This is a genomic window from Mycobacterium sp. 360MFTsu5.1, from assembly GCF_000383495.1.
Lineage (GTDB): Bacteria > Actinomycetota > Actinomycetes > Mycobacteriales > Mycobacteriaceae > Mycobacterium > Mycobacterium mucogenicum_B.
Genome location: NZ_KB911473.1, coordinates 33,196 through 46,171 on the forward strand (window position 1 = coordinate 33,196; position 12,976 = coordinate 46,171).

The window sequence follows — 12,976 nt, forward strand, 5'->3', positions numbered from 1 at the left end:
CGGGCGTGGTCTACGCTGCGTAGTATTCGACCGGCTTGACCGACCTCTAGGAGGGCCTCAACGTGACCGCTCGCGGGCTCCGTTTGGTGGCGTTGTCCGCCATTCTCGGCGCGTCGACGCTGCTGCTCAGCGGATGCAGCTGGCAGACCGTATTCGGCCTGGGCTGGCCGGAGGGTATTACCCCCGAAGCCCACGCCAACCGTGACCTCTGGGTCTGGTCGGTCATCGCCTCGTTCGTCGTCGGCGCCATTGTGTGGGCGCTGATCTTCTGGGCCATGGCGTTCCACCGCAAGAAGAAGACGGACACGGAGCTGCCGCGCCAGTTCGGCTACAACATGCCGCTGGAGCTGGTGCTGACCGTCGTGCCGTTCCTCATCATCTCGGTGCTCTTCTACTTCACCGTCGTGGTGCAGGAGAAGATGATGGACCACAGCAAGCCTGCTGAGGTCACCATCGACGTCACCGCGTTCCAGTGGAACTGGAAGTTCGGCTACCAGAAGGTTGCCTTCAAGGACAACACCTTCTCTTACGACGGCGCCGACGCGGCCCGTAAGGAAGCCATGAAGTCCAAGCCCGAGGGCAAGGACGAGCACGGCGAGGAGAAGGTCGGCCCGATCCGCGGCGAGAACCCCGAGGACCGCAGCTACCTGAACTTCGACAAGGTCGAGACCATCGGCACCAGCACCGAGATTCCGATCCTGGTTCTGCCGAAGGGCAAGCGCATCGAGTTCCAGATCGCCTCGGCCGACGTCATCCACGGCTTCTGGGTGCCGGAGTTCCTGTTCAAGCGGGACGTCATCCCGAACCCCGAGGCCAACCACTCGGACAACATCTTCCAGGTCACCGAGATCGAGAAGACCGGTCCGTTCGTCGGCCGCTGCACCGAGATGTGCGGCACGTACCACTCGATGATGAACTTCGAGGTGCGCGTCGTGGAGCCGGAGCAGTTCAAGGCCTACCTGCAGTACCGCATCGATCACCCGAAGGCGACCAACGCCGACGCCCTGGTGTCGATCGGCCTGCCGCCGGTGGCCCAGACGACCCATCCGTTCGACTCTCGCCGCGGCGAGCAGGTCGGTTCGCCGGCTCAGGCGAGCAAGTAGGGGATACGCCATGCATATCGAAGCCCGACTTTTCGAGATTCTGACTGCCTTCTTCGCCTTGGCGACCGTCGGCTACGGCGCGCTGACCGCGCTGTACGCGAACGGTGGCATCGAGTGGGCCGGCACCACCGCGTTGGTGCTGACCACCGGCCTGTCGCTGATCATCGGCACGTTCTTCCGGTTCGTGGCCCGTCGCCTCGACACCCGGCCCGAGGACTACGAAGACGCCGAGGTCTCCGACGGCGCCGGCGAGCTGGGCTTCTTCAGCCCGCACAGCTGGTGGCCGCTGCTGATCGCGCTGTCGGCCTCGACCACCGCGGTCGGTATCGGCCTGTGGCTGCCCTGGCTGATCGTCGCCGGCGTCTGCTTCGTGCTGGCCACCGTTGCCGGCCTGGTTTTCGAGTACTACACCGGCCCCGAGAAGCACTGACACATACGGCCCCTGTGACCTGATCGCTCTGCGGTCAGGTCACAACCGTATGTCAGATGGTCCTCTGGCACCGTCCGGTACGGCCATGCCGGGCCCATGTTGGGTAATGTCTGCCGAAGGCTGGAATGTCGCCGTAGGCGGTGTTCCCCAGCTGCAGCGACACAGTGGTCGAGAGGGATAGGCGTACGTGAGCGGGTCACATTCCCCGGGCTCGGATGATGCGGCCCGGGAGCCATCGGGCGCCGGTGAAGGCACCGGCGAAACCGAGATCTATTCGCAGGCCTACTCTGCGCCCGAATCCGAGCACTTCACCATCGCGCCGTACGTGCCACCGGAGCCCGCGCTGTACGACTACGACAGCTACGAGGCCAAATCCGAAGCTGACGACACCCCGCCGCCGCGGTGGCCGTGGGTCGTCGGCGTCGTCGCGATCATCGCCGCCATCTCGCTGGTGGCGTCCGTCGCCATCCTGGTGACCCGCAACACCGACTCGGAGAATGTGGCGACGCCGTCGACGAGCACCACGTCGGCGCCGCCGTTCCAGGACGAGTTCACCACCACGACCACACCGCCGCCTCCGCCCACGACAACCGAGCCGCCCCCGCCGCCACCACCGCCGCCTCCGTCGACGGTGACCGTGACCCAGCCGCCGCCGCCACCGCCGTCGGAAGAGCCGCCGCCTCCGCCGCCCAGCACCGCCGCGGCCGCGCCGCCGGCGACGACGTCGGCGCCGCCGACCGGGCCGCGGTATGTCACGTACCGGATTTGGGGCACGAAGGCGCCGCTGGACCGGATTTCGGTGACGTACACCGATGCCGCGGGACGCCAGCGCACCCAGCAGAACGTCTACATCCCGTGGATGATCACTCTGACACCGATCTCGATGTCCGACGTGGGCTCGGTGCAGGCCTCCAGCCTCCTGCGGCTGAGTCACCTGAACTGTTCGATTGTGACCAGCGACGGCCAGACGCTGGCCTCGCAGACAAACGATGATTGGCAGACGAGCTGTTAAATGCCGTACAACGCTGAGACTTCAACCCGGTCGCGAGTGACCGGCGGCAGCCCCGACCAGTTGGACCGTCTTCTGCTCGGTGGCTCTGTGGCCCTGTGGTTGGCGGCCCTGGGCGCCGGGGTGGCCGCTGTCGTCGCGATGGTGGACCTTGGTACCCGGCACCCGTCGGGTGCGGCGTCGTCGCACACGCCGTGGCTGCTGTACTCCGTCATCGCGGTGTCCGCGGCGGTGATCGTGGGCGCCATCCCGCTGTTGTTGCGTGCCCGTCGCGGTGGGGCGGCACCGTTGCCGCTGCTCGGGGGCGGTCCGTCCGAGGGCGACGACCGTCGTCCCGCCGGTGAACTCCCGCAGAGTGCGTTGCGCTCCTTCGACGATCCGGTCGTGCGCCGCTATTCGGCGTCGCCGGCGACCAGCATGCTCGGGTTTCCGGTGGCGGCGGTGGATCAGCTGTGGCTGCGCTGCACGCTCGGGATCGCCGCGGCCATGGGCGGCGCGACGTTGTTCGTCTTCCTCGGCGCGTACATGCTGGCCGACCGCCACGACGAGTTGGCCTGGATCCTGTACGGCCTCGCAGTCGTCATCACCGTCGCCATGGTCGCCATTCCCTGGTACTGCCTGCGCGGTCTGCACGCCGTGCTGGAGGCGTCGGCAGAGGACGCCCGCGCAGCCTGACGCTCAGCGCTGCGCGAAGGCGCGGATGGTGCGTCGCGCTGTCTCACTGAGATACGCGGGTGTCACCGCGTCCACGGTGAACAGGGAGCGGAAATACACCGGGCCGGCGGCCATCTCCAGCACTGCGCGCGGATCGGTGCCCGGCGGAAGTTCGCCGCGGGTGTCACCGCGTCCACGGTGAACAGGGAGCGGAAATACACCGGGCCGGCGGCCATCTCCAGCACTGCGCGCGGATCGGTGCCCGGCGGAAGTTCGCCGCGGGTGATCGCGCGGTCGACGACCGCGCCACTGCGCCGGAAGCGTTCCTCCCAGAACCTGGTCTGCATGGTCCGCACGCGCGGCTGTGCGTCGAATTCCCTTGGCTCACCGCGCCGTACATGATCGCTCAGCACCGGTGGCACCTGGCGTGCGAGTTCGGCAACTGGATCGAGGCGGCGTTCGCCGCAAACGGTTAGCTCGGCGTTCCCGCCCCGTCGAGCCTGTGCTGAGGACGCACGGCACTCGACTTTTCTCACCCTCAGCGCAGACGCAACGCAAGAAAAACGGGTGGGGTAGGGGAGTGGGACCCGAAAACGACTTCGGCCCGGTCTGGTGGAAACCAGACCGGGCCGAAACCGTAGATCGAACTAGTGATGCCCGTTGGAGCCGTTGGGCGAAATCTCGTCCTGGTATTCCTTGAGGGCGGTGAGTGCCTTGTGCTCGGCGGCGTGTTCGGCGTCGGCCAGGGCTTCCTGTTCGACGGCGGAGTCGGCGAACAGGAAGCTGCCGGTGCCGGGGGAGCCGGCGGAGCCGAGCTTGTTCATGCGCTTGGGCAGTGCGGCACCCTGGTATTCCAGCGGGATGGGGTGGCCGTGGTCGTCGACCGGGCCCAGCGGCTGGTGCAGCTCGACGTACGCGCCGTGCGGCAGCCGCTTGATGATGCCGGTCTCGATGCCGTGCTCGAGGACGGCGCGGTCGCTGCGCTGCAGACCCACACACCAGCGGTAGGTCAGGTAGTAGACCACCGCGGGCAGAACGACCATGCCGATGCGGCCGATCCAGGTGGTGGCGTTCAGGGAGATGTCGAACTTGAGCGCGATGATGTCGTTCATCGCGGCCAGGGTGAGCACCATGTAGAACGCGATGGCCATGGCACCGATGGCGGTGCGGACCGGCACGTCACGCGGACGCTGCAGCAGGTTGTGGTGGGCGTCGTCGCCGGTGAACTTCTTCTCCAGGAACGGCCAGGCGATCAGCAGACCGAACACCAGACCCATGATCACGGCGACACCCATGACGGCGGGGATGGTGTGGCCGAAGGGGTAGAACTCCCAGGCCGGCCAGATACGGGCCAGGCCTTCGGTCCACATCATGTAGAAGTCGGGCTGGCTACCGGCGGACACCTGCGAGGGCTTGTAGGGGCCCAGTTCCCAGATCGGGTTGATCTGCAGCAGACCACCCATGATGCCCAGGATGCCGGTCACCAGCGCGAAGAACGCGCCACCCTTGATCGCGAACACCGGCATGACGCGCACGCCGACGACGTTCTTCTCGGTGCGGCCGGGGCCGGGGAACTGGGTGTGCTTCTGGAACCACACCAGCGCCAGGTGGGCGCCGATCAGGGCCAGGATGATGCCCGGGATCAGCAGGATGTGCAGGGCGTACATGCGCGGGATGATGATGTTGCCCGGGAAGTCGCCACCGAACAGGGCCCAGTGCATCCAGGTGCCGATGACCGGGATACCCAGGGTGATGGAGGACAGGGCGGCGCGCAGACCGATACCGGAGAGCAGGTCGTCGGGCAGCGAGTAGCCGAAGTAACCCTCGAACATGGCCAGGATCAGCAGCACCGAGCCGATCATCCAGTTGGCCTCACGCGGGCGGCGGAACGCGCCGGTGAAGAAGATGCGCGCCAGGTGGACCATGATCGACGCGGCGAACATCAGCGCGGCCCAGTGGTGAATCTGGCGCACGAACAGACCGCCGCGGACCTCGAACGAGATCTCCAGGGCCGATTCGTAGGCACGCGACATCTGCACGCCGCGCAGCGGCTGGTAGACGCCGTTGTAGATGACCTCGGTCATCGACGGATCGAAGAACAGCGTCAGGTACACACCGGTGAGCAGCAGCACGAGGAAGCTGTACAGCGCGATCTCACCGAGCATGAAGGACCAGTGCGTCGGGAAGACCTTGTTCAGCTGCCGGCGTACGGCGGCCGACGGGTGGTACCGCGAGTCGATCGCGTCGCCTTGTGCGGCAGCGATGTCAGCGAGCTTGGGACTCATGATTTGCGCTCCCAGAATGCCGGTCCGACGGGTTCGATGAAGTCGCCGTTGGCGACCAGGTAGCCCTCTTTGTCAATCGTGATCGGCAGCTGCGCCAGGGCGCGGGCCGCCGGACCGAAGATCGGCCGCGCGAAGTGCAGCGCGTCGAACTGCGACTGATGGCAGGGGCACAGGATGCGGTAGGTCTGCTGCTCGTACAGCGACGAGGGGCAGCCCAGGTGCGAGCACACCTTGGTGTAGGCGAAGAAGTCACCGAAGTTGAAGCTCTCCTGGCCCTTGCGCTTGACCACGCGGGACAGGTCCTCGGGCTTGATGCGGATGAGCATCACCGGGTTACGCACACCGAGTGCGATCTTCGACAGCTTCTCGTGCGACTCGAGGGTGGTGCCGTCGCCATCGGACTCGCGCCACGGGAACACGGTCTCCATGCCGCCCGCGTCGATGTCCTCGGGACGCATCTTCACGAAGGGGGACTCACCGGGCAGGCCGGTGGCCCGAGCCAGGTAGATGGTCTCGCCGTGGAAACGCGGGGTCCAGCCGGACGTCCACAGGACGGCCTTCTTGCCCTCGGCGGTCGGCACGACCGGCTTCCACGGGTTCTTGATCAGACCGCCGATGAAGGCGACCGCGGTCCCCAGGCCGAACGCACCCAGGCCGACGCCGAGCGACAGGCCGATCAGCTTGCGGCGCTTGAGGGTTGAGCCCTCCAGTGCGTCGGTCAGGTTGGCCGCGACGGTGGCGCGGTGCACCTCGGGGGAGGCGCCGTCGTGGCGGTCCTGGATCGAGATTTCCTCGGGGATGAACTTCTTCTGGAAGAGCACCGCGCCGATGCCGATCGCCAGGATCGACAGACCGAAGGTCAGGCCGTACAGCGGGGTCGCCAGCGAGTAGATGAACTCGCCCTCGGACTCGAACGGCTTGTACTCCCACGGCCAGAACAGGAACACCAGCAGCAGGGCCAGGCCGGACAGGCCACCGAGCAGCAGCCAGGCCGCGACCTGACGCTCGGCGCGCTTCTCGGCCTTGGTGCCCTCGACGGGCCAGCGGGGTTCCTTGAAGACGGTCGTGACGCCGTCGATCTTTCCGCCCAGTTCGACGAGCTCCTCGCGCGACATCTCGCGCAGCTCATCGTCACTGGGAATGTTCACGTTCTCGCTCATGCGCGAGCTCCGATCCACATAGCCGCGCCGATCACGGCGACCATCCCGATAATCCACATCGCCATGCCCTCGGGCGCGGGGCCGAAGCCGCCGAGGCCGTAGCCGCCCTGGCTGCGGGCATTCGCCGACTCGTGGACGTAGGCGACGATGTCGCGCTTCTCTTCCGGGGTCAGCTGACGATCCGAGAACTTGGGCATGTTCTGCGGGCCGGTGAGCATGGCGGTGTACACCTGCGCCGGCACTTCGGCAGCCTTGCCGAGGTCGGGCGCGTACTTGCCCGACGACAGTGCGCCGCCCTTGCCGGTGAAGTTGTGGCAGGACGCGCAGTTCAGGCGGAAGAGGTCGCCACCGCGGGCGACGTTCTCACCGAGGAACGAGTGCTGGTTGATCTGGCCGTTGGCGTCACGCGGAACCTGGGGGCCGCCGCCGTTGGCCTGGATGTAGGCACCGAGGGCGTCGATCTGGTGCTCGTCGAACGCCGGGTCCTTGCGGGGTGCCTGGGCCTCACCGCGCATGGCGGGCATGCGGCCGGTGGACACCTGGAAGTAGACGGCCGCGTCGCCGACGCCGATGAGGCTCGGGCCGCGGTCGGTCACACCCTGCAGGTTGGCGCCGTGGCAGGAGACGCACGACGTCTCGAACAGCTGCTTGCCGGTGCGCAGCAGAGCCAACTGCGACTCGTCGGCCTTCGCGACCTGGGGCCGCGGCGTCAGGGTGGCCGCCAGGCCACCAGCGACTAGAAGTCCGAGCAGCAGCAACATGGCTGCTGAAAGGCGCCGGTGTAACCGACGGCGGGACTTGCTGGTCATCGAACCCCTTCTCATCGACGAGTTGGTCAGGAAGCGCATCGGCGAGCCGATCATCGAACGAAGTAGATGGTGGCGAACAGGGCGATCCACACGATGTCGACGAAGTGCCAGTAGTAGGACACAACGATGGCAGCGGTGGCCTGAGCCGGGGTGAACTTGCTCATCTTCGTGCGGGCCAGCAGGTAGATGAACGCCACCAGACCGCCGATGACGTGCAGGCCGTGGAAGCCGGTCGCCAGGTAGAACACCGAACCGTAGGCGCTGCTCGGGATCGTGGTGCCTTCGCTGACGAGCATGAAGTACTCGAACGCCTGGCCACCGACGAAGAACGTGCCCATCAGCAGCGTGATGACGTACCACCGGCGCAGGCCGAAGACGTCACCGCGCTCGGCGGCGAACACACCCATCTGGCAGGTGAACGACGACGCGATCAGCACCAACGTCACCGGAACGGCCTCGGCCAGGTTCAGGTGCGTGGGGGGAGGCGGCCATACGCCGCCTGCCTGGGCGCGCGCGGTGAAATACATTGCGAACAGTCCAGCAAAGAACATCAACTCACTGGAAAGCCACACAATGGTGCCGACACTGACCATATTCGGCCGGTTCAGCGAATGCACCCGCGACGTGATCGCGGTTCCGGAGGTACCTACAGCGCTCGTCACAGCGGTAAGTATGACGCTTTGTAGTTGTTGAACTCCACCCGGGTGCCGACATTGGCCATAATCGGGTCCGTGCCTACCACCGATCCTCATCAGGAACCGACCACCGACGGGCCCCTGTGGCCCCAGATCCTGGGCCGGTTGACCACCGGCCAGAACCTTGCCGCGGGTCAGGCGGGGTGGGCAATGGACCAGGTCATGACGGGTACTGCCACCCCGGCGCAGATCGCTGCATTCGCCATTGCGATGAAGATGAAGCGACCCACCTCTGCGGAGGTGTCCGAACTCGCCGATGTGATGTTGCGACACGCCCGAAAAGTGCCCGCCGACGCGCTCGCCGCGATCGGCAATGACGTTGTCGACATCGTGGGGACCGGTGGGGACGGCTCCAACACCGTCAACCTCTCCACGATGGCGTCGATCGTCGTCGCCGCGTGCGGGGTGCCGGTGATCAAACACGGCAACCGGGCGGCGTCGTCGTTGTCCGGCGGCGCCGACACCCTGGAGGCCCTGGGCGTCCGCATCGACCTGTCTCCGGGTGACGTGGCCCGCTCGGTCGCCGAGGTGGGCATCGGGTTCGCCTTCGCTCCGCAGTTCCATCAGTCCTACCGGCACGCGTCCTCCGTACGCCGGGAGATCGGGGTACCGACGGTCTTCAATCTCCTGGGGCCCCTTACGAATCCGGCGATGCCGCGCGCCGGCCTCATCGGCTGCGCCTGGGCGGAGCTGGCCGAGGTGATGGCCGGGGTGTTCGCCGCGCGCGGTTCCAGCGTCCTGGTTGTGCACGGCGACGACGGGCTCGACGAACTGACCACCACGACGACGAGCACCATCTGGCGCGTGCAGGCCGGCACCGTCGAGCGGCTGACGCTGGACCCGAAGGCGTTCGGTTTCGCGCGCGCCGACCTGAGCGAGTTGCGGGGCGGTGACGCCAAGGCCAATGCGGAGTCGGTGCGGGCGGTGTTCGCGGGCCAGAAGGGTCCGGTCCGGGATGCCGTGGTGCTCAACGCCGCGGGGGCCATGGTGGCTCATGCCGGCCTATCCAGCGACGCCCAGTGGGTGCCGGCGTGGGAGCGGGGTCTGGCCCGCGCCACCGAGGCGATCGATTCGGGCGCGGCCGAGCAGCTGCTCGCGCGGTGGGCTCGGTTCACCCAGAAGGTCTGACCGCTCCGCCTGCTGCGCTGCCGCCCGGGCCGACCGGGCGGTGGCGGCCCACTCGGCCCACCGTCCGGCCGCGGTGATCGGCAGGCAGTAGCCGGCCTCCGACGCCGTGCCGGAATCGGTGCGCACGATGCGCACACCGGGCGCGGCCAGCCAGCGCACGATCAGCGCGACCTCCTCGACGGGCGCACCGCCCAGTGGCCGTTCCGACGTCAGGATCACCTGTGCCGCAGCGGATATCGCGTCGACGACGGGCATCGGGGGGACGCGCCGCGGCGCATTGCCGGCGGCTGCCAACTGGCCGTACCGGACCACGACGAGGTGCCAGCCGCCGGCGCCGTCGGGCCGGGCCGCCACCAGCTCCGGCAGTGCGGTCAGGGCGCGCAGACGCTGACCACGCCACAGTCCGTCGATGACGGTCGCGGCATGGTCGCGGAGCCGCGCCGCGGTCTCGAAACGACCCTCGGCAGCCAGGTCGTCGATGTGTTTCAGTGCCGTGCAGAGTGCGGAATCATCAACGCCGGCAATGTTTTCCGCGGCCCGGTCGGCGAATTCGGCGTAGGCGCCTGCGGTGATGCCGCGCGGCGCCGGACATGGCGACAGTTCCCGCTCCGGGCACTGCGGCCCGTGGTGGGCGGCCCGCGCCAGCCGCGTCGTACAGGTCCGCACGCCCGTGAAGCGGGCCAGCAGCAGCGCCGCGTCGACGGCGTCGGCATGCGCCCGGAACGGGCCGACCGCCCGGTCGTGTCGTGGTGCGCGCACCACGCTGAACCGGGGGAAGGCCTCGTCGGTGAGCACCACCCACCACCACTTGTGCGGGGCCTTCGAGCGCCGGTTGTAGGGCGGCGCGTGCGCGGCGAGGAGCCGCAGTTCGCGCACCCCGGCCTCGAGCTCGTGGGCGCACTCGACGTGGTCGACGCGGATGGCAAGGGATGCCATCTCTTTCATGCGGGCCCGGGGGTCGGCGCCGGTGAAGTACTGCCGGACCCGGCGGCGCAGATCGACCGCGGTGCCCACGTACAGCACCTCTTCGGACGGACCGCGGAACAGGTAGACGCCGGGGGAGCTGGGCAGTGCTTCGGCGAGCTTGCGGTTGCGGCGCTGCGCCCTGGTGACGTCCGGGAGATACCCGCGCAGCTCGGCCAGCGTGTGCACGCCCTGGTTGCCGATGCGCTCGAGCAGCCCGTGCAGCACGTCGACGGTCGCGCGGGCGTCGTCGAGGGCGCGGTGTGTGGGTGTGGTGGTGGCGCGGAACAGCCGGGCCAGCTCCGAGAGCCGCACGCTCGGCGCCTCGTCGCGCGTCAGTACCCGGCGGGCCAGCTTGACGGTGCACAGCACCGGTGGGTTGGGCCAGGGCAGCTGTGCCCGCTCGGCCGCGGCCCGGAGGAAGCCGATGTCGAAGCCCGCGTTGTGGGCGACCAGGACGGCGCCGCGGCAGAACTCCAGGAATGCGGGCAGCACGGATTCGATGCGCGGGGCGTCGCAGACCATGGCCGTGGTGATCCCGGTCAGCTGCACGATCTGCGGCGGGATGGCGCGGCCCGGGTCGATCAGGGTGGCCAGTTCGCCGATGATCTCGCCGCCGCGCACCTTGACCGCGCCGATCTCCGTGATGGCGTCCCAGCCGCCTCCGGTGTCGTCCGCCCGGGCCCGGCCGCCGGTGGTCTCCAGGTCGACGACCACGAATGTGGTGTCGCGCAGCAACGCCTCGTCGAGGTCGAAAGCCAACTGGTCGGTGGCGCTGCCGGAGCCCATGACGTGACAGTAGGGGCCGGCACCGACAAGAAATCCCATCGATGTCATTCCGTTATCCGGTTGCTGATCACCCGCACTTTTTTGTCGGTGGACGTCGCTAGCGTGCGCCTCAACCGATGAAGGAGTCAGAGATGAAGTTCGACAACGGGCCGGTCAAGATCGACTGCGACGACTGCGCGGTACGCGGTCCCGGCTGCGGTGACTGCGTGGTCAGTGTTTTGCTGGGCGTGCCCGAGACATTGATGGACGACGAGCGCCGCGCGCTGGAGGTGCTCGCCGATGCCGGCATGGCGCCGCGGTTGCGGTTGGTTCCCATCGGCAGGCCGAAAGACGACATCGGTGGCGAGTCAAGCGCTGCGGGCGTAGCGTGACGACCCTCACATTGTGATGCTGGTTAACGGGATCGGGGGACGGGCTGATAGATTGGCCATTCCCGTTGGACAACGCCGATGCCGTTTCGTAACCTATTCGAGACCTCACTGAGTTCGAAGCGGCTCGAACCCGCAGTTGAAGGACGCGAAATCTTGAGTCTCCACCGCACACACCGCACCATATGCAGTCTTAAACGACCAGTAGCCGGTGCGATCGCGGGGCTCACCATACTTGGTAGTGCGTTTGCGGGCAACGTCATGGCCGATCCGGCCGACGACGCCGTAGCAAAGCTGAACGAGCTCTCGCGCCAGGCGGAACAGACCACCGAGGCCATGCACGCCGCGCAGCTCGATCTGGACAAGAAGCTGGCTGCCGCGAAGGCCGCCGACTCCAAGCACGAGGCCGCCGCTGCCGCCGCGGAAGTCGCCAAGAACGACCTGGCTACCTACCAGGACTCGGTCGACAAGATTGCTGCAGCGCAGTACATGGGCGGCCGTACCGACGGCATCGACGCCATCCTTACCGCCGATTCCCCGCAGGGCCTGATCGACCAGCTCTCGGTCCAGCGTGTGATGGCCGGTGAGATGGCCGCGCAGATGGCCAACTTCCACAGCGCCTCCGACTCCGCCACGAAGGCCGAGGCCGACTCGGCCAAGTCGGCATCCGAAGCCAAGACCGCGGCCGAGCAGGCCGCCGCCGTTCGTGCCGATCTGCAGTCCAAGCAAAGCAAGCTGCAGGTGCAGATCGCCATCGTCAAGTCCCGTTACACCGCGCTGACGCCGAGCCAGCGGCAGGCGCTGGCGGCCCTGCCGCCGGCCCCGGCTGCCGCGCCGCCCGCCCCCGCCCCCGACGGTCTCCCGCAGAACCCCGACGCGGTTCCGCCGGCCCCCGGCCAGGACCCGTCCATCAACGCGGCCGGCCCGAACCCGCCTGTCGAGGGGCTGCCCGCACCGTCGGACAACGGTGGCGGCACCGCTGCCGGCGCCATCGCGGTGCAGGCCGCTCTGACCCGCATCGGCGACCCGTATGTCTGGGGTGCCGCCGGTCCCGGCCAGTTCGACTGCTCGGGCCTGGTGATGTGGGCGTTCCAGCAGGCCGGCATCTCGCTGCCGCACTCGAGCTACGCGCAGGCCGCCGGTGGCCAAGCGGTGTCGCGCGACCAGATGCAGCCCGGCGACGTCGTGAGCTACTACTCCGACGCCTCGCACGTGGGCATCTACATCGGCGACGGCATGATGGTCCACGCATCGACGTTCGGTGTGCCCGTGCGGGTGGCGCCGGTCGACAACGCGCCGATCTACAACGTGCGTCGCTACTGAGCCTCTCCCGACGGGCCGTCCTCGGCCTTCTCGCCGCGGAAGCGGCCGCCGCGGCCGTCGTACTGAACCGCGGTCCCGACAACGAGGCCGCCCCGTCGCGGGCCACGGCACCGCCGCTCGCCGCACCGACGGCGCCGACCGACATCCGGCTGGCCGACGGCCGGACCGCTGAACTCCTGGTCCTCGACCCCGGCTCGACGCTGCCGGGACGCATCACCGCGGAACTCGACGGCGCGGTCGCCGCGGTCACCGCATTCTGG

General features: G+C 68.0%; 13 protein-coding genes and 1 pseudogene. 7 read left to right on the plus strand and 7 right to left on the minus strand.

The window, feature by feature from the left end; all coding sequences use genetic code 11:
- Window positions 1–62 precede the first annotated feature (62 nt).
- The 4 genes from ctaC (at window position 63) to H289_RS0124935 (ending at window position 3,217) form a co-directional block, all read left to right on the plus strand.
- Window positions 63–1,103, plus strand: a complete 1,041-nt coding sequence (gene ctaC / locus H289_RS0124920; protein ID WP_020103568.1) for an aa3-type cytochrome oxidase subunit II — start codon at window positions 63–65, stop codon at window positions 1,101–1,103.
- 10 nt (window positions 1,104–1,113) lie between these two features.
- Window positions 1,114–1,533, plus strand: coding sequence for a cytochrome c oxidase subunit 4 (locus H289_RS0124925; RefSeq protein ID WP_020103569.1), 420 nt, complete (start codon window positions 1,114–1,116; stop codon window positions 1,531–1,533).
- Window positions 1,534–1,720: 187 nt separating this feature from the next.
- On the plus strand, window positions 1,721–2,545 hold the full coding sequence (locus tag H289_RS0124930) for a hypothetical protein (RefSeq protein ID WP_020665456.1): 825 nt from the start codon (window positions 1,721–1,723) through the stop codon (window positions 2,543–2,545).
- Window positions 2,546–3,217, plus strand: coding sequence for a DUF2561 family protein (locus H289_RS0124935; RefSeq protein ID WP_020103573.1), 672 nt, complete (start codon window positions 2,546–2,548; stop codon window positions 3,215–3,217). It begins immediately after the preceding gene.
- A 3-nt stretch (window positions 3,218–3,220) separates the two neighbouring features.
- On the opposite strand, the gene H289_RS34055 is transcribed toward H289_RS0124935, so the two are convergent.
- The 6 genes from H289_RS34055 to ctaE all read right to left on the minus strand — a co-directional run bounded on the left by H289_RS34055 (window position 3,221) and on the right by ctaE (window position 8,112).
- Window positions 3,221–3,331, minus strand: a complete 111-nt coding sequence (locus H289_RS34055; RefSeq protein ID WP_353583772.1) for a hypothetical protein — start codon at window positions 3,329–3,331, stop codon at window positions 3,221–3,223.
- Complete coding sequence (locus tag H289_RS32050; protein ID WP_231388122.1) at window positions 3,280–3,609, minus strand: TetR-like C-terminal domain-containing protein; 330 nt, start codon at window positions 3,607–3,609, stop codon at window positions 3,280–3,282. Before H289_RS32050 ends, H289_RS34055 begins: the two co-directional genes overlap by 52 nt.
- A gap of 234 nt (window positions 3,610–3,843) precedes the next feature.
- Complete coding sequence (qcrB, locus tag H289_RS0124945; RefSeq protein WP_020103575.1) at window positions 3,844–5,481, minus strand: cytochrome bc1 complex cytochrome b subunit; 1,638 nt, start codon at window positions 5,479–5,481, stop codon at window positions 3,844–3,846.
- Window positions 5,478–6,641 carry a cytochrome bc1 complex Rieske iron-sulfur subunit gene (gene qcrA / locus H289_RS0124950; protein WP_020103576.1) on the minus strand — a complete coding sequence of 388 codons (1,164 nt, stop codon included), beginning with the start codon at window positions 6,639–6,641 and terminating at the stop codon, window positions 5,478–5,480. Before qcrA ends, qcrB begins: the two co-directional genes overlap by 4 nt.
- On the minus strand, window positions 6,638–7,465 hold the full coding sequence (qcrC, locus tag H289_RS0124955) for a cytochrome bc1 complex diheme cytochrome c subunit (protein WP_196810088.1): 828 nt from the start codon (window positions 7,463–7,465) through the stop codon (window positions 6,638–6,640). Before qcrC ends, qcrA begins: the two co-directional genes overlap by 4 nt.
- A gap of 35 nt (window positions 7,466–7,500) precedes the next feature.
- Complete coding sequence (gene ctaE / locus H289_RS0124960) at window positions 7,501–8,112, minus strand: aa3-type cytochrome oxidase subunit III (RefSeq protein ID WP_029105707.1); 612 nt, start codon at window positions 8,110–8,112, stop codon at window positions 7,501–7,503.
- A gap of 57 nt (window positions 8,113–8,169) precedes the next feature.
- On the opposite strand from ctaE, the gene trpD reads away from it, so the two are divergent.
- The gene (gene trpD / locus H289_RS0124965) at window positions 8,170–9,273 is read left to right on the plus strand and encodes an anthranilate phosphoribosyltransferase (protein WP_051128598.1); all 1,104 of its coding nucleotides are present in this window, start codon (window positions 8,170–8,172) and stop codon (window positions 9,271–9,273) included.
- Here the strand turns inward: trpD and H289_RS32645 are convergent.
- Window positions 9,211–11,073: pseudogene (locus H289_RS32645) on the minus strand (DEDD exonuclease domain-containing protein); the annotation flags it as partial. The gene trpD and the pseudogene H289_RS32645 sit on opposite strands and share 63 nt — an antisense overlap.
- A gap of 83 nt (window positions 11,074–11,156) precedes the next feature.
- Between H289_RS32645 and H289_RS31325 the strand changes: the two are divergent.
- Both H289_RS31325 and ripC read left to right on the plus strand, forming a co-directional pair.
- Complete coding sequence (locus tag H289_RS31325) at window positions 11,157–11,396, plus strand: hypothetical protein (protein WP_231388123.1); 240 nt, start codon at window positions 11,157–11,159, stop codon at window positions 11,394–11,396.
- Between the two features lie 153 nt (window positions 11,397–11,549).
- Window positions 11,550–12,716 (plus strand): peptidoglycan hydrolase RipC, encoded by a 1,167-nt coding sequence (gene ripC, locus H289_RS0124980; RefSeq protein WP_029105708.1) that lies wholly within the window; start codon window positions 11,550–11,552, stop codon window positions 12,714–12,716.
- Window positions 12,717–12,976: the final 260 nt, after the last annotated feature.

Coding starts and splice junctions, on each gene's coding strand:
- H289_RS0124925 (WP_020103569.1), top strand. CDS start 1,114: ATGCATATCGAAGCCCGACTTTTCGAGATTCTGACTGCCTTCTTCGCC.
- H289_RS31325 (WP_231388123.1), top strand. CDS start 11,157: ATGAAGTTCGACAACGGGCCGGTCAAGATCGACTGCGACGACTGCGCG.
- H289_RS34055 (WP_353583772.1), bottom strand. CDS start 3,331: ATGGCCGCCGGCCCGGTGTATTTCCGCTCCCTGTTCACCGTGGACGCG.
- qcrC (WP_196810088.1), bottom strand. CDS start 7,465: ATGAGAAGGGGTTCGATGACCAGCAAGTCCCGCCGTCGGTTACACCGG.
- qcrB (WP_020103575.1), bottom strand. CDS start 5,481: ATGAGTCCCAAGCTCGCTGACATCGCTGCCGCACAAGGCGACGCGATC.
- qcrA (WP_020103576.1), bottom strand. CDS start 6,641: ATGAGCGAGAACGTGAACATTCCCAGTGACGATGAGCTGCGCGAGATG.
- H289_RS0124935 (WP_020103573.1), top strand. CDS start 2,546: ATGCCGTACAACGCTGAGACTTCAACCCGGTCGCGAGTGACCGGCGGC.